This is a genomic window from Mycobacterium sp. E3298 (assembly GCF_001666895.1).
Classification (GTDB): Bacteria; Actinomycetota; Actinomycetes; order Mycobacteriales; family Mycobacteriaceae; genus Mycobacterium.
Genome location: NZ_LZJB01000072.1, coordinates 40521 through 64306 on the forward strand (window position 1 = coordinate 40521; position 23786 = coordinate 64306).

The 23786-nt window shown below is 66.6% G+C and carries 16 protein-coding genes and 2 tRNA genes; 7 read left to right on the top strand and 11 right to left on the bottom strand.

The window, feature by feature from the left end:
• Window positions 1–10 precede the first annotated feature (10 nt).
• The 11 genes from A9X05_RS02975 to dnaA form a co-directional block, all read right to left on the bottom strand.
• Complete coding sequence (locus tag A9X05_RS02975) at window positions 11–1474, bottom strand: acyltransferase (RefSeq protein WP_231969188.1); 1464 nt, start codon at window positions 1472–1474, stop codon at window positions 11–13.
• Complete coding sequence (gene pks2 / locus A9X05_RS02980; RefSeq protein WP_067779100.1) at window positions 1465–7827, bottom strand: type I polyketide synthase; 6363 nt, start codon at window positions 7825–7827, stop codon at window positions 1465–1467. Before pks2 ends, A9X05_RS02975 begins: the two co-directional genes overlap by 10 nt.
• A 361-nt stretch (window positions 7828–8188) precedes the next feature.
• Window positions 8189–8261 (bottom strand) — tRNA-Ala (locus A9X05_RS02985).
• Between the two features lie 154 nt (window positions 8262–8415).
• Window positions 8416–8489: transfer RNA gene (locus tag A9X05_RS02990), tRNA-Ile, on the bottom strand.
• Window positions 8490–8548: 59 nt separating this feature from the next.
• Window positions 8549–9448, bottom strand: coding sequence for a DUF3566 domain-containing protein (locus A9X05_RS02995; protein ID WP_067779102.1), 900 nt, complete (start codon window positions 9446–9448; stop codon window positions 8549–8551).
• Between the two features lie 107 nt (window positions 9449–9555).
• Window positions 9556–12075: a DNA gyrase subunit A gene (gene gyrA / locus A9X05_RS03000; RefSeq protein ID WP_067756296.1), complete on the bottom strand. Its 2520-nt coding sequence runs from the start codon at window positions 12073–12075 to the stop codon at window positions 9556–9558.
• Between the two features lie 38 nt (window positions 12076–12113).
• A complete protein-coding gene (gyrB, locus tag A9X05_RS03005) occupies window positions 12114–14147 on the bottom strand; it encodes a DNA topoisomerase (ATP-hydrolyzing) subunit B (protein WP_067779105.1) in 2034 nt (677 codons plus the stop codon).
• Between the two features lie 256 nt (window positions 14148–14403).
• Window positions 14404–14964, bottom strand: coding sequence for a DUF721 family protein (locus tag A9X05_RS03010; protein ID WP_067756303.1), 561 nt, complete (start codon window positions 14962–14964; stop codon window positions 14404–14406).
• The gene (gene recF, locus A9X05_RS03015) at window positions 14961–16118 is read right to left on the bottom strand and encodes a DNA replication/repair protein RecF (RefSeq protein WP_067779108.1); all 1158 of its coding nucleotides are present in this window, start codon (window positions 16116–16118) and stop codon (window positions 14961–14963) included. The genes A9X05_RS03010 and recF overlap by 4 nt, the downstream gene beginning before the upstream one ends.
• Entirely contained in the window at window positions 16119–17318 is a 1200-nt protein-coding gene (gene dnaN, locus A9X05_RS03020; RefSeq protein WP_067756308.1) for a DNA polymerase III subunit beta, read from the bottom strand.
• A gap of 537 nt (window positions 17319–17855) precedes the next feature.
• A complete protein-coding gene (dnaA, locus tag A9X05_RS03025; RefSeq protein ID WP_067756365.1) occupies window positions 17856–19388 on the bottom strand; it encodes a chromosomal replication initiator protein DnaA in 1533 nt (510 codons plus the stop codon).
• A 607-nt stretch (window positions 19389–19995) separates the two neighbouring features.
• Here dnaA and rpmH point away from each other — a divergent pair.
• The 7 genes from rpmH to A9X05_RS03055 all read left to right on the top strand — a co-directional run.
• Window positions 19996–20139 carry a 50S ribosomal protein L34 gene (gene rpmH / locus A9X05_RS29155; RefSeq protein WP_073880743.1) on the top strand — a complete coding sequence of 48 codons (144 nt, stop codon included), beginning with the start codon at window positions 19996–19998 and terminating at the stop codon, window positions 20137–20139.
• 23 nt (window positions 20140–20162) lie between these two features.
• The gene (gene rnpA / locus A9X05_RS03030; protein ID WP_067756311.1) at window positions 20163–20522 is read left to right on the top strand and encodes a ribonuclease P protein component; all 360 of its coding nucleotides are present in this window, start codon (window positions 20163–20165) and stop codon (window positions 20520–20522) included.
• A complete protein-coding gene (gene yidD, locus A9X05_RS03035) occupies window positions 20519–20863 on the top strand; it encodes a membrane protein insertion efficiency factor YidD (protein WP_067756316.1) in 345 nt (114 codons plus the stop codon). Before rnpA ends, yidD begins: the two co-directional genes overlap by 4 nt.
• Window positions 20847–21965 carry a membrane protein insertase YidC gene (gene yidC, locus A9X05_RS03040; RefSeq protein ID WP_082969777.1) on the top strand — a complete coding sequence of 373 codons (1119 nt, stop codon included), beginning with the start codon at window positions 20847–20849 and terminating at the stop codon, window positions 21963–21965. Before yidD ends, yidC begins: the two co-directional genes overlap by 17 nt.
• A gap of 81 nt (window positions 21966–22046) precedes the next feature.
• Window positions 22047–22610: a R3H domain-containing nucleic acid-binding protein gene (locus A9X05_RS03045; protein WP_067756319.1), complete on the top strand. Its 564-nt coding sequence runs from the start codon at window positions 22047–22049 to the stop codon at window positions 22608–22610.
• A gap of 59 nt (window positions 22611–22669) precedes the next feature.
• Window positions 22670–23407 carry a 16S rRNA (guanine(527)-N(7))-methyltransferase RsmG gene (gene rsmG / locus A9X05_RS03050; protein ID WP_067756322.1) on the top strand — a complete coding sequence of 246 codons (738 nt, stop codon included), beginning with the start codon at window positions 22670–22672 and terminating at the stop codon, window positions 23405–23407.
• Window positions 23404–23786: AAA family ATPase (locus tag A9X05_RS03055; protein WP_156736220.1), on the top strand; the 383-nt coding region annotated here is incomplete at its 3' end. The genes rsmG and A9X05_RS03055, both read left to right, overlap by 4 nt.

Consider the following 23786-nt stretch of genomic DNA (forward strand, 5'->3'; position numbering starts at 1 on the left):
ACCGGCTCCGTCAGTCGTCGTCCGCGTAGGCGAGGTCCGTGGTTTTGGTCGGCGCATTCGAGCCGGGGCCTTCCAAGACTCGCTTGAACACGCCTTGCAACGCGTTCAGAAATCGGATGACGGAGTCCCTGGCCACCGGGTTGTTGGGGAAATTCACCCATATCGATACCGCATCGAAGAGACGGATCACCGAGATGTACAGGTGCGCCGGATCCCTTGGATCGCAGTAGATTTTGAGATTCGCGTTCTTCATGTGGGAGGAGACGGTGGCAGAGAACGGCGGCAGGCCGGCATCCATGTAGTTGACCATGGTGCAATTCGGCCCCCACGGTCTGAGCCAGGGCGCCAACTTCAGCACGTCGTTGAACGACACATTCGCGAGATCCAGATTCGAGTCGAAGGATGCCTGCGCGGCACGCGCGGTCTCTGCAAACGATGTCGGGTCGACGGGGACGGTGAACGGGACCACGCCGGTGAACCAGCCCATGGTCGAGAATTCCGCCAGGGTTCTGCGTTTGTCGATGGGTGCGAGGCCGTAATACGTTGTCGCACCAGTTAGCTCGTATTGCGCGAGAGCAACGCAGGCGAACAACCCCCCGCTGATGCGCGCGGCCGCCCGGATGCAGAGTGATTCGAAAGCCGCGGTCTGTTCCTGGTCCATCAGCCGTTCGACCATGAGGTCACCACCGGAGGACACCGACAAGTCACCGAGGGGAAGCGGGAAGTCCGGGAGCGTTCCGCCATTCCGTTCGGCGAATTCGATCCATTTCCGCACCTCGGGGGAAGCGGACGTCAGGCCGGCCAGGTGTTGCTTCTCGCGCACGCAGAAGTCGTCGTGGCTGGCGGGCGGGGGGGAGGCGACGAGCGCGCCGCCGGTGATCAGGACCCGGTAGTTCATCAAGATTTCCGTGTACAGCCCCGAGATGATCGTCGGATCGCAGTGCACGTGGTCGACGATCGCAAAGAAGCTGAAGTGGTCCGCGCGCTGGATGATGCCGAACCTGAAGCAGTCCCATTGCACCGGGTCCGGGGTGGACAGCACGAACTGGCGCCACTCGTTGGGTGTCATCGCGTCATGCCGGATCGGAACGAACTCGATATCGGCGGGATCTTGGATGGTGTGGCGCACAATGCGTTCCGCGTCTTCGTACGCGAACCAACTGTGATACGTCTTGTGCCGGCGCAGGTGTGCATTGATGACGTAATTCATCGCGCGGACGTCGCACCGGCCCGGTTCGTCGCCGCACCCGATGACCAGCCGGGCATAGTCTAGGCCCCGGGCGGCGTATCGCGAAAAGCCGCGCAGGTGCGCCTCCTGCATGGCGCTCAGCGGCACATCGCTTGCCGGCGCGTGCCGGGCTTTCTCGAGGGAGGCCGGAGCTGCTTGCCAGGACACGATTCTGCCCGCCTCCGGCATCCAGTCATGAACGGTTCCCACGAACAGCCCGCGCGCCGGCCCTGCACCTACGAACACCCTGCCCCCTTCGGCACGTTTGCTCCGGCGTCGAGATCGGCGGTGGCGGAGAGAGTCTCACACAGCAGCCCGGCCAAACCGCGGATCGTGGTGATGTCGTTGGTGGTGACGCGGACCCCTGTTTCCGCCTCGATACGGGTCCGTAGCTCCAGGTTGCCCATTGAGTCGAGGCCATACTCGGACAGTGGGTGATCCGGGTCTATGGTTCGCCTGAGAATCAGGCTGACCGCGTCGGAAACCATGCGCCGGAGCCGGGCCGGCCAGTCCTCGCGCGGTAGCGCGTGCAACTCGGCCACCAATTCGCCTGCCCCCTTGGGGCTTTGGCTTCTGGAGCGAAATAACTCGGCGAACCTGCTGCGCTGTGCGTATGCGGCGAACCACGGTGTACCCGTCAACTTCGCATAACCGGCGTACGGCCGGTCGTGGCGCAAGAGCGCCTGAAACGCGTAGGCGCCCTCCTCGGCGGTGAAGGCCGTGTCCCGCCAGTGCGCAATCGCGGTGCCTTCGCCGTCCTGCCCGGGAGTCACCTCTTCGCCGGTCTCCGACCTGACCTCGGCGGCGCGACCGACCTCTGCCCACAATGCCCAGCCGATCGCGGTGGCTGGAAGGCCGCGGGCGCGGCGCCACCGCGCGAACGCGTCCAGCCAGCTGTTAGCCGCGGCGTACGCCGTTTGTCCGGGCGAGCCCACAAGACCCACCGCCGAGGAGAACACGCAGAACCAGTCCAGGTGGAGGTGGGCCGTCGCCTGGTGTAAGTTCCACGCCCCGAACACCTTCGGAGCCCAGTTGCGGTTGACGAGCTCGTCGCTCATGGTGGCGAGCATCGCGTTCTCGAACACCGCGGCGGCGTGCAACACCCCCCGCAACGGCAGACCGGTGGCAGTCGCCGCCCTCACCAAACGCGTAGCCGTGCCGTCCTCGGCGATGTCGCCGCACTCCACCTCGATGTCGGTGCCCATCGCCCGGATGAGTTCGATCGTTTCCAACGCCTTGGCATCCGGCCGCGACCGGGAGCTCAGTACGATGCGGCCGCAGCCGGCCGCGGCCATCCTTTCGGCGAGGAAGAGCCCGATGCCGCCCAGGCCACCGGTAATGATGTAGGAGCCGTCGTTCCGGAAGGTCCGGGCTTGACCGGGTGGTACGACGACGTTGGTGTGACCGGTCTGCGGCACATCGAGGAGGACCCTGCCCGTATGCTCGGCCTCGCTTTTCGCTCGGAGGGCCGCGGCGGCATCGCCGAGCGCGTGGTGGGTGATGTCCGGTGTCGGCAGCTCACCCTGTGCGACAAGGCGGTACACGGTGTCCAGCAACCCGCCCACTCGCTTTGGATGGCTCTGCGACATCAACGCCAGATCGACGTAGTGGAACGTGTGGTTTCGCCGGAATGGAAAGAGCTCCACCCTGGTATTCGCATCGACATCCCGCTTACCGATCTCCACGAATCGTCCGCCGGCGGCCAACACCTCCAGGCTGGCACGTTGCGCCGCGCCCGACAGCGAGTTGAGCACGATGTCGACACCATATCCGTCGGTGTCGCGGCGGATCTGTTCCGCGAACTCGACACCGCGGGAGTCATAGACGTGGTTGATTCCGATGTCGCGCAACAACTCCCGCCGTTCCTCGCTTCCGGCGGTGGCGAAGATTTCGGCTCCCGCGGCGCGGGCGATCGCGATCGCTGCCCGCCCTACGCCGCCCGCGGCGGAATGGATCAACACCCGTTCGCCGTTGGCGATCCTTGCCTGCTCGTGCAAGGCGTACCAGGCGATCGTGTGCGGAGTGGTCACCGCAGCCGCCCGGTCGTCGGTGAGGCCCGGCGGCAGTGTCGCAGCCAGGCGGGCGTCGCAGGTGACGAACGTTGCCCAGCAACCACTTTCAGAGAACCCGCCGACGTGGTCACCCACCCGATGGGTGGAGACGTCGGGACCCACGGCGGTCACGACGCCCGCGAAGTCCGTCCCGAGGCGTGCTGCATCGCCGTTACCACCGGCCTGCCCGCCTGCTGCGACCAGAACGTCGGAGAAGTTGATGCTGGATGCGGTGACCGCGACCTCAATCTCCCCCCGCCCCGGCGGGAATCGTTCAAACGCCGCCAGTTCCAGCGTTTCCAAATCGCCGGGCGTGCGGATCCGCATGCGCATCCCGTCGTAGGGGTGATCCGCCACGCCGGTACGCCGCTCCTCAGGCCGCAGCGGCCCGGGGGCCACGCGGGCGGTGTGCCACCGACCGTTCCGCCAGGCCGTCTCGTCCTCGTCCGAAGGCCCCAACAGTTGTCTGGCCAGTTGCTCGGCGTCGGACTCCTCGTCCGTGTCGATCAGCGTTGGGCGCAGGTGCGGATATTCGGTGCCGATAGCTCGCACCAGGCCGCGCAGCCCGGCCTGCTCCAGGTTGTTCATGTCCCCCGGCACAACGGCCTGGGCATTGCGCGTCACGACATAAAGACGCGGCGGCTCTTGGTCGATCTTGGTGATATGCCTGGCAATTCGCGTGAGATGACGGACATAGTCTCCGCCACGCTGGGCGCACTCCTCATCGGGGTTACCGTTTTTCGGCCCGGTCAGGATGACCACCCGGCGGACTTTGCCGGCACCAAGGTGCGAGGCCAGGGTTTCGGAGTTGGACAAATGGTCGCAGTGCTGCGGCCATGTCATGGTCGCGCAGTCGGTGCCCGCGGACTTCACCGCATCGGCCAGGCTGGTCGCCATCACGTCCGCCGTGGCGGAAGTGCTGATCAGCAAGCATGATTCCCGGCCCAGGTGTTCCACGTCGGGCAGTGTTCGCTGTGTCCACTCGATGGTCAGCAGTCGTTCGTTCAGCACGCGATCGCGATGGGCACCCTCGGCGGCTCCGGTGCTGACTTGCAGTCCGTCCACGGCCAGCAGCACGGTCCCTTGTTCGTCAAGCACCTCGAGGTCGGCCTCAACGCCGGCCCCGTCGGCGGTTGACACCTTCGTGTAGCAGTACCGCGCTCCGCGGGTCTCGGCGTAGAGCCGGATACCGCGGACGCGAAGCGGTAACAGCAGCCCGGCGCTGCCCGCGACTCGGGCCGCGGGGTGCGCCGCAACCGATTGAAAGCACGCGTCAAGCAGCGCGGGGTGGACGCCGTAGGCGCTGTGTTGCGAGCGGATGGCACCGGGCAGCGCGACCTCCGCCAGCACCGTGGCGGCGCCCTCGCCCGCGCTGTGCGCCGCGGCCAGTCCGGCGAAGGCCGCGCCATACTGCAAACCGTGGTCGTCGAACTGGTTCCGCAGCTCGACCCCGTCCAGCCGGCACGAGTGGGCCGCGAGCAGGCCTGCGATGTCGTAAGCCGCCGGGCGGTCCTCCCGTCCTCCCGCCCGCAGCACCGCCGTCGCCCGCCGAATCGGCTTGCGCTGCTGAAAGCTCTGCACCACGAAACCGGCGACGCCGGGCGCGGTCATCGACGCGTCCGCGCACACTGGAGTCTCGTCGTCCAACAGCAGCGTCGCCTCGAATGCGATGTCGCGAACCTCCGACTTCTCACCGAAGATCGTGCGAGCCGCGGCCAACGCCATCTCGCAGTACGCCGCCCCCGGGAGAACGGCCACGTGGTGGATGCGGTGGTCGCCCAGCCAGGGCTGCGCCACGGTTCCAACCTCGCCCTGCCAGACGTGGCGCTCGGGTTCCTCGGGCAGCCGCACATGTGGCCCCATCAGCGGGTGCACCGGGACGGTCCAGGCGCCGCGTGCCCGCGAATCCTGACCGTCGCGGTTCAGCAGCAGTCGGCGGTGGCTCCACGTCGGGAGCGGAACGTCCACCAGTTGGCCCCCCGGATAGAGCACCGAGAAGTCGACGGCCGCGCCGGCATCGTGCAGATCCGCCAGAAAGCCGCGCAGCCCGTGCGGGAGTTCCTGCTCTCGGCGCATGGCGCTGAGGGCGGCCAGCGGCATACCGAGGCTGGCCGCGGTCTGTTCGACCGCATGGGTGAGTAGCGGATGCGGCGCCAACTCCGCGAACACGCGGTGGCCGTCCTCCAACGCCGCCTGCACGGCGGCCGCGAAACGCACCATGTGGCGCAGATTGTCCGACCAATACCAGGCGTCACACACGGGCTGCTCGCGCGGGTCGAATGCGGTCGCGGAGTAGAAGGGTACGTCGGGTGTCCTGGGGTCGACCTCTGCGAGGGCGTCGGACAGCTCGTCGAGGATCGGATCCACCTGCGGGGAGTGCGATGCCACGTCGACGGCGATCTCGCGCGCAGGCACGTCGCGTTGCTCCCACGCGGTGACCAGGTCGCGCACGGCCTGCGCGGCGCCGCCGACCACCGTCGACTGCGGTGAGGCCACCACCGCCAGCACGACGTCGTCGACACCCCGGGCCATGAGTTCCAAAAGGACCTGCTCGGCCGGCAGTTCCACCGACGCCATTGCGCCGGAGCCGGCGATTGTCGACATCAGCCGGGAGCGGCGGCAGATCACGCGGACGCCGTCCTCCAGCGACAACGCCCCGGCCACGACCGCGGCCGCGGCCTCGCCCATCGAGTGGCCGATCACGGCGCCCGGCCGCACCCCGTAGCCCCTCATCGTGGCCGCCAGCGCGACCTGCATGGCGAACAACGCCGGCTGGATCCGGTCGATCCCGGTCACCGTGGCGGCTGTCGAAATCGCCTGGGTGACTGAGAAACCCGATTCCCGGGCGATCAGCGGCTCCACCGTCGCGACCGTCGCGGCGAACACCGGTTCGGTAGTGAGCAACTCCGCGCCCATCGCCGCCCACTGCGAGCCCTGGCCGGAAAACAACCAGACCGGTCCTCGGTCGTCCTGCCCGACCGCCGGCTGATAAGGGAAGTCGCCGGCGGCGACCCCCCGCAGCCCCGTGGTCAGCTCGTCGAGCGTGCCGGCGATGACCGCGGTGCGCACCGTCCGGTGCGCCCTCCGCCGGGCGAGCGTGTACGCCAGGTCCGATGCGGCGAGCCCGGGAGCGTGTTTTTCGACCCAGTCCGCGAGCCGTCCGGCGGTGCGCCGCAGCCCGTCTGCCGACGTGGCGGACAGCGGGAAGAGCAGCGGGCCATCGATCGCCGGGGGAGTCGGCGGGGCGCCCGATGTGACCGGTGCTTGCTCCACGATCGCATGCACATTGGTCCCCGAGAACCCGTACGACGACACCGCCGCCCGGCGCGGTCCGTGCTGGCTGGGCCACGGTGTATTAGCCTGCGGCACAAAGAGATTGGTCTTGATACGGGACAGTTCGTCGGGTAATTGGGTGAAGTGCAGGTTGCGCGGGATCACCCCGTGTTGCAGCGCGAGAACGGCTTTCATCAGGCCGAGGGCTCCGGCGGCCGACTGGGTGTGCCCGAAGTTGGTCTTGATGGATGCGAGCGCGCACGGCCCGTCCGCGCCGTACACCTCCGCCAGGCTGGCGTATTCGACGGGGTCACCCACCGGCGTTCCGGGACCGTGTGCTTCCACCATGCCGACGGTGCGGGCGTCCACATCCGCCGCGGCCAGGGCGGCCCGATAGGCCTCGACCTGTGCGGCCCGTGACGGCGTCACGATGTTCACCGTGTGGCCATCCTGGTTTGCCGCGGTGCCGCGGAGCACAGCCAAGATTCGGTCGCCCGCGCGCAAGGCATCCGCCAACCGTTTGAGCAACAAGACGACGCAGCCCTCGCCGGCCACGAACCCGTCGGCGCCGACGTCGAAGGCGCGGCAGCGTCCCGTGGCAGACAGCATTCCGATGGCGGAACCCGAGCAGGACTTACGCGGTTCGAACGACACCGAGGCGCCGCCCGCCAATGCGAGCTCGCTTTCGCCGTCATGCAGGCTGCGGCACGCCATATGCACCGCCGCAAGCCCCGACGAGCAGGCGGTATCCACCGTCATCGCCGGACCGCGTAGCCCCATCGTGTAGGCAACGCGTCCGGAGCCCATGGCGAAGCTATTGCCCAGGTAGCCGTACGGGCCCTCCAGGGCGTTGGCGTCCGCGTGCACCAATTGGTAGTCGTCGTGCATCAGTCCCATGAAGACGCCGGTGCGGGAACCGGCCAGCGTCTCTCGGGTCAGGCCGCCGTGCTCCATGGCCTCCCACGAGGTTTCCAGCAGCAGGCGGTGCTGCGGGTCCATCGCGGTCGCCTCGTTGTCGGTGATGCCGAAGAACTCCGGGTCGAAGCCGGCGACGTCGTCCAGAAACGCGCCCCATTTGCAGACGGACCGACCGGGCACACCGGGCTGGGGATCGTAGAACTCGTCGGCGTCCCACCGCTCGGGTGGAATTTCGGTGACCAGGTCATCGCCGCGGAGCAAGGCCTCCCACAACTGTTCTGGAGAATCGATGCCTCCGGGCAGGCGGCAAGCCATGCCGATGACCGCGACGGGAGTGGCTACCGGGTGCGAAGACATAGCCCGCCCCGCACACGCGCCCTTGATATTGGCCCGAACAAAGCCGTTTCCTCCTCACAGCAAAGGCGGAGTCGCGCTGTCGGCTGCCTATCGCGCGATAGCAACTGTCGGGTTGTGGGGCTGCCTACTGCGACGTCGATATCGAGGGTGTGTGGTTTGGCGGTGGGCTTTCTCGCAGGTCAACCGCTTTCGCTGCGGCTGCGACTTATTCGGCACGCGATCAGTGCTTACACACTAGCGGGATAGCTATCGATCCGGGACGCAAAACCCGCGCCAAATTCGGGCGGGTCGCGAGTTACGCCAACCGTTTCCGTTGGCTGTTCCCGGCGGCGTGGACGCACGTCGGCGCGCCCACGATTTGTGGAGCCTAGGGGAATCGAACCCCTGACACCCGCCTTGCAAAGGCGGTGCTCTACCAACTGAGCTAAGGCCCCTCGCCGGGCTCGGGTGGTGGCTGACCCGTGGTGTCGTCCACCGCCACGTGCCAGATCTCGACCCCGCGTCGGGACCACGCCACCGCCGCCACCACAGCGATCAGTGTGATTGGCAGGGCAAGTCTTACGCAACGTCTTGATGGGCACATGGTTGTGGGCCTAGGAGGACTCGAACCTCCGACCTCTTCGTTATCAGCGAAGCGCTCTAACCGCCTGAGCTATAGGCCCGTACACGCGTACGGCCGAGCGACGAGATTACCGCAATTGCCGCCCGACCCCCAAAAACGCTAGTCGCGGTCGGCCAACGTCACCTCGATGCCGCCGATCAGATCGGTGGTCAGGTTGTAGACGAACGCGGCGATGGTGGCCATCGCCGTCAACAACACGATGTTGACCAGGCCGATCAACACGGCCCCGCCGAAGATGGTGCCGCTGGAGACCAGTTCGCCGCTGCTGCCGCTGGTGTTGTTCAGCAGGTCGCCGACGTTGCTGTTCAGCTTCGACCACACGCCCATGCCGCCGAGGACGAGATACAGGAACGCCACGGCGATCATCCAGACGAAGAACAACGCGACCGAGAGCAACAGCGAGACCTTCAGCGTGCTCCACGGATCGATCCGGCGGATCTGCATGCTGGCCCGCACGGGCCCGCGCGGTCGCCGCGACACCTGGGTGCGGCTCTCGCGGGTCTCGCGGCCCTCCCGGTTTTCCGTGGCCGACGACCGGCCGGATCCCGCCTGGGTCGACGGCTCCGGCGCGCGGTCGGGTGACGCTTTGCGCTGGGGGCCCCGCGGAATCGGGCCGGACAGGTCGGGCAACTCGCTGGCGTAAGCCTCCGCCGGCGGCCCGTCGCCACGCCCCTGCGGGGCGTCGTTGTCGTGCGGCGGGTTTTTGCCCTGCGCGGGTGCACCGGGGGCCGCGGTGCCGGAGATGAACCGGTTGAGCCGCGCCTCGACACCACTGGGCGGGCCGGACTGGCGCGCCTCGGTGGGCGGCTCGGTCTGCCGTTGCGGCGCCTGCAGGGGCCGGGGACCGCCACGCTGCCACGGCGGTGAGTCCCCGGCGTCCGGAGCGCGGCCGGCCGGTGCGGGCGGCGTCGCGCGGTGGGCGCCGGCACGCTCGGCCGAGCCATCCCCATTAAGGCCATCGCCCTGTTTGGGGGCGCCCGGCTCGTTCGGTGAGGTCACCCCGACTCCTTAGCTCTCCTGCCACGGCCGCGGGGGCGTCGCATTTTGTCCGGTCGGGCCGAGTCTAATTGCCCGGCCGTTCGTCGGACCGCGCGGATTGTCAACGACTAGCCGTCTGCGTCCGCGGCGCCTTCCGCTTCGTCGACGACTTCGTCCGCGTTCTCCTCGGCGTTGCGCGCGATGGCCAGCAGCGTGTTGTCCTCGCCCAGGTTCATCAGGCGAACACCCTTGGTCTGCCGTCCCGCCTTACGGACCTGCCTCGCCGCCGTGCGGATTACCCCGCCGCCGGAGGTGATGGCGTAGAGCTCGCTGTCTTCGTCGACGATCAGCGCGCCCACCAGCTTGCCGCGCCGCCGGTCGTACATCACCGTCAGCACGCCCTTGCCGCCGCGGCCCTGCACCGGATACTCCTCGATCGCGGTGCGCTTGGCGTAGCCGCCGGACGTCGCCACCAATAGGTACGTGCCCTCGCGAACCACGTTGAGCGACAACAGGTAATCGTCGGTGTTGAACCGCATGCCCTGGACGCCGGAGGTGGCGCGGCCCATCGGGCGCAGCGCCTCGTCGGTCGCCGAGAACCGGATGGATTGGCCGTTGGCCGATACCAGCAGCAGGTCCTCGTCCGACGAGCACAGCACCGCGCCGACGAGCTCGTCGTTGTCGCGCAGGTTGATCGCGACGATTCCACCCGATCGGTTCGAGTCGAAGTCGGTCAGCTTGGTCTTCTTGACCAGGCCGTTGCGCGTGGCCAGCACCAGGTACGGGGCGTCCTCGTAACTTCGGATCTGGATGACCTGGGCGATGCGCTCCTCGGGCTGGAAGGCCAGCAGGTTCGCCACGTGCTGACCGCGCGCCGTCCTGGACGCCTCGGGCAGTTCGTACGCCTTGGCGCGATAGACCCGGCCCTGCGTGGTGAAAAACAGGATCCAGTCGTGCGTCGAGCTGACGAAGAAGTGCTTGACGATGTCGTCCTGCTTGAGACCGGCGCCCTGCACGCCCTTGCCGCCGCGCTTCTGGCTGCGGTAGAGGTCGGACTTGGTTCGCTTGGCATAACCGGTCTCGGTGATGGTGACGACGACCTCTTCGCGGGCGATCAGGTCCTCATCGTTGACGTCACCGTCGGCCGCGATGATCCGGGTCCGCCGATCGTCGCCGTGCTTGTCGACGATCTCGGCGAGCTCGTCGTGAACGATCCCGCGCTGCCGTTCCGGCTTGGCCAGGATGTCTTCCAGGTCGGCGATCTCGGCCTCGATCTTGGCCAGGTCGTCGATGATGCGCTGGCGCTCCAGAGCGGCCAGGCGACGCAACTGCATGTCGAGGATGGCCTGGGCCTGGATCTCATCGATGTCGAGCAGCTCGATAAGTCCGGCCCGGGCGATGTCGACGGTTTCCGACGCCCGTATCAGCGCGATGACCTCGTCCAGCGCGTCGAGCGCCTTGACCAGACCGCGCAGGATGTGGGCGCGTTCGTTGGCCTTGCGCAGCCGGTAGGTGGTGCGCCGGACGATGACGTCGAGTTGGTGCGCGACGTAGTAGCGGATCATCTGGTCGAGCCGCAACGTGCGCGGCACCCCGTCGACGATCGACAACATGTTGGCGCCGAAGCTGGTTTGCAGCTGGGTGTGCTTGTAGAGGTTGTTCAGCACCACCTTGGCCACCGCGTCGCGCTTAATCTCGACGACGATGCGCAGGCCGACCCGATCGCTGGACTGGTCCTCGATGTTGGCGATTCCGGTAAGCCTGCCGTCGCGGACCTGCTCTGCGATCGACGTGATGAAGTTGTCGTGGTTGACCTGATAGGGCAACTCGGTGATGACGATCGAGGTGCGGCCCCGCGAATCTTCTTCTATCTCAACGACTCCGCGCATCCGGATCGATCCCCGACCGGTGGTGTAGGCATCGTGGATGCCCTGCGACCCGACGATCAGACCGTGGGTGGGGAAGTCCGGGCCCTTGACCCGCTCGCAGACTGCGGCCAGGGTGGCTTCTTCGTCGGCCTCGTGGTTGTCCAGGCACCAGTAGACGGCCTCGGCCAGCTCGCGCAAGTTGTGTGGCGGGATGTTGGTCGCCATCCCGACCGCGATGCCGCCGGAGCCGTTGGCCAGCAGGTTGGGGAACCGGCTGGGCAGCACGGTCGGCTCCTGCACCCGGCCGTCGTAGTTCGGGATGAAATCGACTGTCTCCTCGTCGATTTCACGCAGCATCTCCATGGCAAGCGGGGTTAGCCGCGCCTCGGTGTAGCGCATCGCGGCTGGTGGATCGTTGCCCGGAGAGCCGAAGTTACCCTGACCGTCGACCAGTGGGTACCGCAGCGACCACGGCTGCGCCATCCGCACCAGGGTGTCGTAGATCGACGCGTCGCCGTGGGGGTGGTAGTTGCCCATCGTCTCGGCGACCGAGCGCGCCGACTTGGCGTGACTGCGGTCCGGGCGGAAGCCCGAGTCGTACATCGCATAAAGCACGCGGCGGTGTACCGGCTTGAGCCCGTCACGCACCTCTGGCAGCGCGCGCCCGACGATCACGCTCATCGCGTAATCGATGTAGCTGCGCTGCATCTCCTGCTGAATGTCGACCGGTTCGATGCGGTCGCCGGCCTCGTCGCCGGGTGGCAGCGTGGTGTCAGTCATCTATTCCCCTTTGTGGGTTGGCGTGCCTGACGAGTACGTCAGACATCCAGGAAGCGAACGTCTTTGGCGTTGCGGGTGATGAAGCTGCGGCGCGCGTCGACGTCCTCGCCCATCAGGATCGAGAACAACTCGTCGGCGGCCGCGGCGTCGTCCAGGGTGACCTGGCGCAGCACCCGGACCGACGGGTCCATCGTGGTCTCCCACAATTCTTTCGCGTCCATCTCACCCAGGCCTTTGTAGCGCTGGATGCCGTCCTCTTTGTTGATCTTCTTGCCGGCTTTGAGCCCGGCCTCGAGCAGGCCGTCGCGTTCGCGATCGGAGTAGGCGAACTCCGGGTCGGTCCGCTGCCACTTCAGCTTGTACAGCGGCGGCTGCGCGAGGAAGACGTGCCCGTTTTCGATCAGCGGCCGCATGAAGCGGAACAGCAACGTCAGCAGCAGGGTCGAGATGTGCTGGCCGTCGACGTCCGCGTCGGCCATCAACACGATCTTGTGGTAGCGCAACTTGCTGATGTCGAATTCGTCGTGGATGCCGGTGCCGAGCGCGGTGATGATCGCCTGGACCTCCGTGTTCTTCAGCACCCGGTCGATGCGCGCCTTTTCGACGTTGATGATCTTGCCTCGCAACGGCAGGATCGCCTGGAACATCGAGTCGCGGCCACTCTTCGCCGAGCCGCCCGCCGAATCGCCCTCCACCACATATAGTTCGGATTTCCGCGGGTCGGTAGAGCGGCAGTCCGCGAGCTTCCCGGGCAGCCCGCCGAGGTCGGTGGCGCTCTTGCGGCGCACCAGCTCGCGCGCCTTGCGGGCTGCGATCCGCGCTTGTGCCGACGAAACCGCCTTGTTCACAACGGTTTTCGCCTCAGAGGGGTTGGCCTCGAACCAGTGCGTCAACTGTTCGTTGCACACCCTCTGCACGAACGATTTGACCTCGGTGTTACCCAGTTTGGTCTTGGTCTGGCCCTCGAACTGGGGCTCAGCGACCTTGACCGAGATGACCGCCGCCAGGCCTTCCCGGATGTCGTCGCCGGTGAGGTTGGCGTCCTTCTCCTTGAGCAACTTCTTGTCTTTGGCGTACTTGTTCACCACCGAGGTCAGGGCGCTGCGGAAGCCCTCTTCATGGGTGCCGCCCTCATGGGTGTTGATGGTGTTGGCGAAGGTGTGGACCGACTCCGAGTAGCCGCCGTTCCATTGCATGGCGATTTCGACCTCGTGACCGGTGCCTTTTCCGTCGAAGTCGATGACGCTCTGCTGGATCGGGCTCTTGGTGCGATTGATGTGCTTGACGAAGTCGACCAGGCCGCCGGGGTAGTGGAACGTGCGGTGCTTGACCTTGTGCGGCGCAGCGTTTTCCGCCGCCTTCTCCTCCGCGGACTTGGGCGCTTCGGCGGTGTCGCTGACCACTTCGTCGACGACCTCGTCCTGCTCGACTCGTTCGTCGGTGAGGTTGATCGTGAGGCCCTTGTTCAGAAACGCCATCTCCTGCAGGCGGCGTGCGACGGTCTCGAAGTCGTACTCCAGCGTTTCGAAGATCTCAGGGTCGGCCCAGAACCTGATCGTGGTTCCGGTCTTCTTGGTCGACTCACCCTGCTTGAGGGTGCCGGGCACGGCACGGTCGTAATACTGGAACCATTCGTGGCCGTCGCGTTTGATGTTGACTTCCAGCCGGGTGGACAGCGCGTTGACCACCGACACGCCGACGCCGTGCAACCCACCACTAACCGTGTAGCCGCTGTTTTCGCCACCGAACTTGCCGCCGGCGTGCAGCTGCGTCATCACCACGTCGACGGTTGGGGCGCCGGTCGCGTGCATGGCCACCGGGATGCCGCGCCCGTCGTCGGCCACCTCCACGCTGCCGTCGTCGAGGAGCCGCACATCGACCCGGGTGGCGTAACCGGCCATCGCCTCGTCCACCGAGTTGTCGACTACCTCCCAAATGAGGTGGTGCAGACCGCGCTCACCGGTGGACCCGATGTACATGCCGGGGCGTTTGCGGACGGCCTCCAGGCCCTCGAGCACGGTGATCGCTGACGCGCCGTATTCGTCTTGCGCCTTCTTCTTCTGGGCAGCCACGGTCGGAATGCTCTCCTTGGGGTTTCATGCGGGCGGTTCCAGTCACCGCATCAGCCGCATGCAGCCAGTCTACCGTGATGAGCCGCCCGCACCGATTCTCTGGGCGCGTTTCCACCTAGCTAACTGCGCCGTGCGGGCGATTTCTCTGTTGACGCCGCGTCCCGACGTGCGTCAACCCGCTTCACGTCGTCCTGGCGGCTTTCAGCGGCCTGTTGATGAAACCGTGTCTGGGGATGGTTCGTCGCCGGTCGCGCCGTTAACCGTAGGTGTCGCGCGGGCCCCTTCCGGCGATGTGGCGCGGCCCCTTGCGCCACGACGGCGCCACGGGCCCGGTGATTTTCAACTGCGTGACCACACCGTTGCCCACGGCCGCGGCGATCTTGGCCAACAGTTGCGACTGAATCATCCGCAATTGCGTGGCCCACGCGGTCGATTCGGCGGCCACGCTGAGGACCCCGTCGCTCAACGCCGTCGGCGTCGCGTGGTCGGCGATCTGCTGACCGACCACGGACGCCCAGTTTCCGAGCACGGTTCCTTCGGCCACCTGCGCCGACCACCCGCGCTTCTTGGCCAAGTCCCGGGCGAGACGGCCGAGGGGCTGGGGATCGCGGGCGTCCGGGCCGGGCCCCGACCAGCTTCGGCGATGTCCCGCGACGCGGCGGCTCGGCGCCGGGGTCGCGCGGCCGCGGCCGGCATCCTTGCCTTGCGCGCGGGCCGCGGCGCGGGCTTCCTCGAGCGTGCGCCGAACCAAGTCGATGCCGCGCAGCAGGCCCGGGTCGGCCGGCGTCGATTCTTGTTCGTCGCCGCTGCCCGTCATGACCTCACCACCGAGACCCGGCCGAGGTCGTCGTCGCGCAAATCAATCGGTATCTGCCTGGCGGCCCAGTCCGCCGGAATGTCCTCGACCACCGCGGCGGTGACCAACACCTGCTCCGCGGATTCCGCCACCGTCGCCAACGCCCTACGGCGGGCCGCATCGAGTTCGGCGAATACGTCATCGAGTAAGAGCACCGGTTCGCTGCCGTCGGCGCGCAACAACTCGTAGGAGGCCAGCCGCAGCGCCACCGCGAAGGACCATGATTCCCCATGGCTGGCAAAGCCTTTGGCGGGTTGGACACCGAGCCAGAGGTCGAGATCGTCGCGATGGGGGCCCACCAGAGACATGCCCCGCTCCAATTCCGCGGCACGGCGCTCGGCCAGCGCCGCCAACAAAGCGGTTTCCAGGAAATCGCGATCGGTCCCCGCCGCGTCCGGTGTGGCGTGCGCCCCGAGGCTGGTTCGGTAGGCGATCGAGGCGGGCCGCGAGGCCGGCGCGAGCAGTTGGTAGGCCTTCTCCACTTCGGGTGCCAACTCATTCACCAGGTCGATCCGCGCGGCCATCAACTCGGCGCCGTGTTCCGCCAACCGGCTGTCCCACACGTCGAGGGTGTCCAGGGCGCTGCGGTCAGCCCGGTGCCGGATTCCGGCCGCGGATTTCAACAGCGCCGCACGCTGGCGCAGCACCTTCTCGTAGTCCGACCGCACCGCGGCGACCGCCGGCCGCCGCACCGTCGCCAAATCGTCGAGGTAGCGTCGCCGCTCCGACGGATCCCCCCGGACCAGGGCCAGGTCTTCGGGAGCAAAAAGCACGGCGCGCAAGACGCCGATCACCTCCCGCGTGCTGCGCACGGGCGAACGATTGAGCCGCGCCTTATTAGCCCGCCCCGCCGCGATCTCCAGGTCGATCGCGCACTCTCGACCCTCGTTGACGACGATCGTCGACACCACAGCCCGTTCGGCGCCCGCCCTGATCAGGGGGGTATCGGTGCCAACCCGATGCGACCCCAACGTGGTCGAAAACCACAGCGCCTCAATGAGATTCGTTTTACCGAACCCGTTGGAACCGACAAACACCGTCCGGCCCGGCTCCAATTCGAGGTCGGCGTGCGCCCAGGACCGGAAATCGCGCAGTCCCAAATGCCGGACGTACACCTATCCGGGCAACCGAACTGGCATCAGCAGGTAGACGTAATCCGTCGGTAATGCCGCGAAGGGTCCGCTGCCGGTGGGTGAACTGTCGTCACCCGACGCCGGACGCAGCAGCGCCGGCTTCCCGGGGGTGGTGAAACCGAATGACACCCGTTCGGAATGGACCGCGGCCAGCCCGTCGGTGAGGTAGGTCGGGTTGAACGCGATCGTCAACGGCTCGCCCACGAAGTCGACGGCGAGGTCCTCTTCGGCGCGGCCCACGTCGTCGGCACCCGCAGACAACCGCAGCGAGCCTTCGGAGAATTCCATCCGCACCTGGGCACCCCGGTCCGCGACCAACGCCACCAGCTTGATCGCCTCGGTCAGCTCGGCGACGTTGATGGTCGCCACCGCCGTGTGCTCGGCGGGCAACAGTTGACGGAACTTCGGGAACTCCGCATCCAACAGCCGCGTCGTGCTCCGCTTGCCGTTGCCGCTGATGCCGAGCAACCCGTCCTTGCCAACGCCGCTGCCGGCCCCCAAGGACAACCGAACCTCGGAACCGTCGGCACCCGCCCGGGCGGCCTCGGCCAAAGTCTTCGCCGGCACCAGCACCGCGGCTTCGATGTCGGGCGACGACGCCGACCAAGTCAGCTCGCGCACCGCCAGCCGGAACCTGTCGGTGGCGGCCAAAACCACCGTGTTGCCCGAGATCTCGACCCGGATTCCGGTCAACATCGGCAACGTGTCATCACGGCCGGCCGCGATGGCCACCTGGCTGATGGCCTCCGCGAAGAGATCCGCGGCCAATGCGCCGGTCTCTTCCGGCAAGCCCGGCAGCGTCGGGTAATCCTCGACCGCCATCGTCGGCAGCGAGAATCGGGCACTTCCGCAGTTCAACGCGACGCGGTTGCCGTCGACGTAGAAGTCGACCGGCTTGTTCGGCAGCGCGCGGGTGATGTCCGATAACAACCTTCCGGAAACCAAAACACTTCCGGGAGAAGCTATTTCGGCTGCCACCTGCGCTTCGGCGGAAACTTCGTAGTCGAATCCGGAGATCGTCAGGCCCGCATCGGTCCCGGATAACAACACTCCAGAGAGCACCGGCACCGCCGGCCGGGTCGGCAGGTTCTTCGCCACCCACGACACCGCGTCGGCGAAGGACTCCCGCACCAAACGAAACTTCAAGTCGCTGAGGCCAGCTCTTGTCGTCGCCGCGTCCATAGCGTCCCTTCACCTACCGAGAGTTTTAAAGTCCAGTGGCTAGCCGTCTCCGCTAGCACGGGGCTCCGCGACGAACGCCACTGACACGTCGTGCCAACGACGACCGCAACGGCAGTCGAAGAACAACCGTAGATCGTCCGAGGCCATCTTGAAAGCTAATCGGGAACCCTGACAAGCGTGGTTACCGGCGCATCCGTGCGGGGTGTTCGACCAAGCGTCCCCAACGCTGTATTTCAAAGAAGAAACGACGAAGAGATCTCAGTACTAGTAATAAGGCCTGTGCATCCTGGGGACAGCCGGGGTTCGATGCAGCTAGGGCGGGCATGGGGCTGTGGATGACGGGGTGCATAACTGTGAGTCCGGTGTTGGGCCATTGGGGAGCGAGGGCGGTTGTGCACGCGGCGTCCCGTAGTACACGGGTGTTTGGTTGCGTTGTGCACAGTCCTGCGCACAAGGCCCGGGTGTGGCGGGTGTGACAGGCGGGTGGGAAGTTTTTTGGAAAAAATGTGCCGGCGGGGCGGTCGGGGCGGCCCGGAGTCAGCGCTTGGAGCGCTGGCGGATACGGGTGGTGAGCTCTTTGACGTGATCGAAGACCTCACGACGCTCGGCCATTTCGGACAAGATCTTGCGCTGCGCGTACATCACCGTGGTGTGATCGCGCCCGAATGCCTGTCCGATCTTGGGCAGCGACAGGTCGGTGAGCTCGCGGCAGAGATACATCGCGATCTGGCGTGACTGCGCCAGGGCGCGCGTCTTGCCGGGCCCGCGGAGTTCTTCCACTGTGGTGTCGAAGTACTCAGCGGTGGCAGCCATGATTGTTGCCGCGCTGATCTGCATCGTGCTGGCGTCGGCGATGAGGTCACGCAGCACGATTTCGGCCAGCGCCTTATCGATCGGAGTCTTGTTCAACGAGGCGAACGCGGTGACCCGAATCAGGGCGCCCTCGAGTTCGCGGATGTTGCGTTCGATGCTGCTGGCAATGAGTTCGAGGACGTCGTCGGGAACCGCAAGTCGCTCCATTTGTGCTTTCTTGCGCAAGATGGCGATGCGGGTCTCGAGTTCGGGCGGCTGGACGTCGGTGATCAGGCCCCACTCGAACCGCGTCCGGAGGCGGTCTTCGAGGGTGGCGAGCTGCTTGGGCGGCCGGTCGGAGGAGATGACGATCTGCTTGTTGGCGTTGTGCAGCGTGTTGAAGGTATGGAAGAACTCCTCCTGAATACCTTCCTTGCCCTCGATGAACTGGATGTCGTCGACCAGCAGCACGTCGACGTCGCGGTAGCTGCGCTTGAAGGCGACCTTGCGGTCGTCGCGAAGCGAGTTGATGAAGTCGTTGGTGAACTCCTCGGTGGATACGTATTTCACTCGCATTCCCGGGAAGAGTCGCTGCGCGTAGTTGCCCGCGGCATGCAACAGGTGGGTCTTGCCCAGGCCGGACTCACCCCAGATGAATAACGGGTTGTAGGCGCGCGCCGGCGCTTCGGCGATCGCTAGGGCCGCGGCATGCGCGAAGCGATTCGAAGCTCCGATGACGAACGTGTCGAACGTGTAGCGCCGGTTGAGGCTCGTCCCGCCGGCGACGGCCGGATCTGTGGGGTGCGGCCGCTCGGTGAAATAGTTCGGCCAACTCTGCTGTGCACTGTCGCTGACTTCGCCGTTTTCGTCGGGCTCATCGATTTCGATGGGGTCGTCGTCCGGCAGCGGTGCTTCGGATTGGGCGAACGGTTCGGCGTGCGGGATCAGGGAGTCGTCGATGTCGTCGTCGGGCGGTGCGATGCGGACCCCGAGCTGGATCTGTTGCCCGAGGCGACGGCTGAGGGCGTCGGTGATCGGGGCACGGAGATGACGTTCGATTTCGTTCTGTACGAAACTGCTCGGCACCGATAAGAGGGCGAACCCCTCGACGATGGTCAGCGGCTGAACCAGATTCAGCCACGCCCGCTGTTGGGGAGTGAGGGGAGTGATGAGCGTTGTGCGGTTGGCGGCCACGCCGTCCGGGGTGGATTCCCCGTTGAGCTCCGAAACGACCGCGTTCCAGACGGTCGTGAAACCTGAACCGGGGTCATCGGTCAACGACGCATCCCCCTGGTTCTCGAGCATCCCGGGTCCAAGTACAACCGCGCTGGTGGACAAAGCAACTGTCCACATAGTTATACACAGGTGTGGACAGGATGAGCGTATGCGAGCCACAACCTACCGGCGACGGCTCGCGATCTCCGTGCTGGAAGAAAACCTTTTCAAGGCCGTCTAGGCAGCTAGTCGATCCACCATCCTCGCTTCGTTGTCGAGCGCCGTTGCAGTCTAAAACGACACTGGCAGAAGCTAACAGTTTTCCGTGCGGCTGCCAACCGTTCTGCTGCATTCCAATCGAGTTGTTTAGGGTTCGTTGGGCCTAGTTCGGCTCGTCGCGGTTCGGACCGGGGTGCGGGCCTGCCGCCGGGGTGGCGTTTTTCGGCGGGGACCGCGCGGGTTCGTTGGGGCAGGCCAGGTTTGACCAGGCGAAGCCTGGTCAGTACCCTCAAACAGTCGCCCGAAAGTCGGCGATGCGGCTGCGACCCAGGTCTGCCTGGGGACCGCGCCGGCCAGCAGCAAGATTACCTCCGACCGACCCGCAGACGAACCTTGAGCGAGACAGTCTGGCCGGCCGGATGGAAATGCGAGACACAACGAGGAGAACGTCGTGGCCAAGGGCAAGCGGACCTTCCAGCCGAACAACCGGCGCCGAGCCCGCGTGCATGGCTTCCGGTTGCGCATGCGCACCCGCGCCGGACGCTCGATTGTGTCGAGTCGGCGCCGTAAGGGGCGCCGCGCGCTATCTGCCTGATCGCAACGTCGGGTCTTTCGGCGGTGCTTCCGGCACGCAACCGCATGCGGCGGTCAACGGAGTTTGACGCGACGGTGAAGCACGGGATTCGTGCGGCGCAGCCCGACGTTGTCGTCCATCTCCGCCGGACAGACGGTGACGCGCCAACGGCCCCGCACGTCGGATTGATCGTCGGCAAGTCCGTCGGTTCGGCGGTCGACCGCCACCGGGTGTCGCGCCGGCTGCGGCATGTCGCGCGATCCGTTCTGGGTGAGCTCCGGGAATCCGACCAGGTGGTCATCCGGGCGTTGCCCGGCAGTCGGACGGCATCGTCGGCGCGGTTGGCGGAAGAGTTGCGTCGCGGATTACGCCGGGCGCTCGAAGCCGCGGGACGGGACCGGTGACGGCGCCAGCGTCGGGGCGGGGCGTCATCCGCACGGCGGGGACCGCGGCCGCCCGAGGTCTGATCTCGCTGATCCAGCTGTATCGGCACATGGTTTCGCCCTTGCGGCCGGCGACGTGTCGCTTCGTTCCGACGTGCAGCCAGTATGCGGTCGACGCGTTGACCGAATACGGCTTGATGCGGGGGAGTTGGTTGGCCGTGATCAGGCTCGCCAAGTGCGGGCCATGGCATCGGGGCGGATGGGATCCGATCCCGGAACGCCCGGAATGCGCGCACTTCGAAGACGTCAGCGCCGTGGCGGCATTCGCGCCGGCGCGAGGGGAGAGTGGAACCTTTGTTTGATTTCTTTAGCCTCGACTTCGTCTACTACCCGGTGTCGTGGATCATGTGGGTTTGGTACAAGCTCTTCGCAGCGATGCTGGGGCCGTCGAGCTTCTTCGCGTGGGCCCTGTCGGTGATGTTCCTGGTTTTCACCCTCCGCGCGTTGCTCTACAAGCCGTTCGTGCGGCAGATCCGCACCACGCGGCAGATGCAGGAACTGCAGCCGCAAATCAAGGCGCTGCAGAAGAAGTACGGCAAGGACCGCCAGCGGATGGCGCTGGAGATGCAGAAGCTGCAACGCGAGCACGGGTTCAACCCCATCCTCGGTTGTCTGCCGATGCTTGCCCAGATCCCGGTGTTCATCGGGCTCTACCACGTGCTGAGGTCGTTCAACCGAACGACCGGGGGCTTCGGCCAGCCGCACCTGTCGGTGGCCCAGAACCGGCTCACCGGAAACTACGTGTTCACGCCCACGGACGTCGGGCACTTTTTGGACGCGAACCTGTTCGGCGCCCCGATCGGCGCGTTCATGACGCAGCGGACCGGGTTGGACGCGTTCACCCACTTCAGCCGCCCGGCCGTCATCGCGGTCGGTGCGCCGGTGATGATCCTGGCCGGCATCGCGACGTACTTCAACAGCCGGGCATCGGTGGCGCGGCAAAGTCCTGAGGCCGCGGCCAATCCGCAGACCGCGATGATGAACAAGCTTGCGCTGTACGTGTTCCCGCTCGGCGTCGTCGTCGGTGGCCCGTTCCTGCCGCTCGCGATCATCTTGTACTGGTTCGCGAACAACATTTGGACATTCGGTCAGCAGCACTACGTGTTCGGCATGATCGAGAAAGAGGACGAGGCCAAGAAGCAAGAAGCGCTGGAACGTCGAGCGGCCAATGCTCCGGCACCGGGGGCCAAACCCAAGCGAAGCCCCAAGGCCGGACAGCCGGCGGGCAACGGATCACCGGCCGCCGGGGAGGGGGAGGCGGACTCCGATGGCTCTAACGGCTCCGATGGCGACGGCGCGGCGGTGAAGCCACCGGCGGATAAGCCGAATCCCAGTGGACAGAACGGCGGCGCGGCGAACCGCACCCCGCGGCCGGGCGCGCGGCCCAAGAAACGCAAACGCTGACAAGGGAGACAGAGCCACGCCGGGCCGCCTCGGGCGGGTGACCCCGATTGGCAGGAACCCATGGATGAGGGAGAGAAAGACATGACGGACGCAGACACCACCACCCAACCCGACGTCGACGCCGAGCTCGAGGAGCGGTCCGAAAACGGGGCCGAGGCGGGCGCGGACGAACCCGACGACCTGGAGGAGCGGCTGGTCGCCGAGGGGGAGATCGCCGGCGACTACTTGGAGGAGTTGCTGGACCTGCTGGACTTCGACGGAGACATCGACCTGGACGTCGAGGGCAACCGGGCGGTGGTGAGCATCGACGGCAGCGACGACTTGAACAAGTTGGTGGGCCGCGGCGGCGAGGTGCTCGACGCGCTGCAAGAGCTCACCCGATTGGCCGTGCACCAGAAGACCGGTGTCCGGAGCCGGCTGATGCTCGACATCGCCAGTTGGCGTCGGCGGCGGCGCGAGGAGTTGGCCGCGCTGGGCGACAAGGTGGCGCGGCGGGTGCTGGAATCCGGTGAACGCGAGGAGCTGTCCCCGATGACGCCGTTCGAACGCAAGATCGTTCACGACGCCGTCGCGGCGGTGCCCGGCGTGCACAGCGAGAGCGAGGGCGTGGAGCCCGCGCGGCGGGTCGTCGTTCTTCACGACTAGCGAGTTACAGCGGTGTAGTTCCGGCGCCGAGGCACCCATTGCGTCAGGCAAAGCAGAGGATGTTTCACGTGAAACATGTCGGCCCCGTCGAACCCTCGGCGGCCCCGTCCGACCCACCGCAGCCCGGCGCCGCGCCCGAGGCGGCGGAGGCGATCTTCGGCCCGCGGCTTGATCTCGCCCAGCGGTACGCGCAACTGCTGGCCGGTCCGGGAGTGGAACGAGGACTGCTCGGACCGCGCGAAGTGGACCGCGTCTGGGACCGCCATCTGCTCAACAGCGCCGCCGCCGCCGAGCTGCTGGAGGAGGGGGAGCGGGTCGTCGACATCGGCAGCGGCGCAGGGCTACCCGGGATCCCGCTCGCCCTCGCGCGGCCGGACGTCGAGATGGTGCTCCTGGAGCCGCTGCTGCGCCGAAGTGAATTTCTCGCGGAGGTCGTCGACCAACTAGGGTTGGCCGTCGAAGTGGTCCGCGGCCGTGCCGAGGAACTGTGGGTGCGCCACCAGTTCGGGGAAAGGGATGCGGCGGTGTCACGAGCGGTTGCGTCGTTGGACAAGTTGGCGAAGTGGAGCATGCCGTTGCTACGGCCCGGGGGCCGGATGCTCGCGATCAAGGGCGAGCGCGGCCGCGAGGAAGTTGAACAGTACCGGCGTGTGATGGCAGCATCGGGCGCCGTTGATGCCAGGGTGGTGACATGTGGCGCGACCTATTTGCGTCCCCCCGCAACCGTAGTTATAGCGCGACGCGGAGAGCGGCCGCGACGACAGCCGGCACGGATGGGGAAGGCGGGGAAGCGATGAGCACTCCGGGAGAATCGCCGACCGCCGCGGGCCCGTCCCCGAACGCCACGCCCGTCCAGACGCCCGCCGGGCCAGATGTCCCCGCGCCCCTCGTCCCAGGTGCCATCGAGGACTCGGCGGCCAATGTTTCACGTGAAACAGTGGCCGAGTTCGACACCCCGATCGGGGCGGCCGCGGAGCGCGCGATGCGCGTTCTGCACACCACCTACCCGCCGCTGCGCCGGCCGCGCCACCGCCGCATCCTCACCGTGGCCAATCAAAAGGGCGGAGTCGGTAAGACCACCACCGCCGTCAACCTCGCCGCCGCGCTCGCCCTGCAGGGGCTCAAGACCTTGGTCATCGACCTCGACCCGCAGGGCAACGCCAGCACGGCGCTCGG

What these genes read in the sequence shown, in the direction of transcription:
- gyrA (WP_067756296.1), bottom strand. Translation starts at nt 12,075, where the DNA reads ATGACTGACACCACGCTGCCACCCGGCGACGAGGCCGGCGACCGCATC.
- pks2 (WP_067779100.1), bottom strand. Translation starts at nt 7,827, where the DNA reads ATGTCTTCGCACCCGGTAGCCACTCCCGTCGCGGTCATCGGCATGGCT.
- dnaN (WP_067756308.1), bottom strand. Translation starts at nt 17,318, where the DNA reads ATGGACGCGGCGACGACAAGAGCTGGCCTCAGCGACTTGAAGTTTCGT.
- A9X05_RS03045 (WP_067756319.1), top strand. Translation starts at nt 22,047, where the DNA reads ATGACGGACGCAGACACCACCACCCAACCCGACGTCGACGCCGAGCTC.
- rsmG (WP_067756322.1), top strand. Translation starts at nt 22,670, where the DNA reads ATGTTTCACGTGAAACATGTCGGCCCCGTCGAACCCTCGGCGGCCCCG.
- A9X05_RS03010 (WP_067756303.1), bottom strand. Translation starts at nt 14,964, where the DNA reads ATGACGGGCAGCGGCGACGAACAAGAATCGACGCCGGCCGACCCGGGC.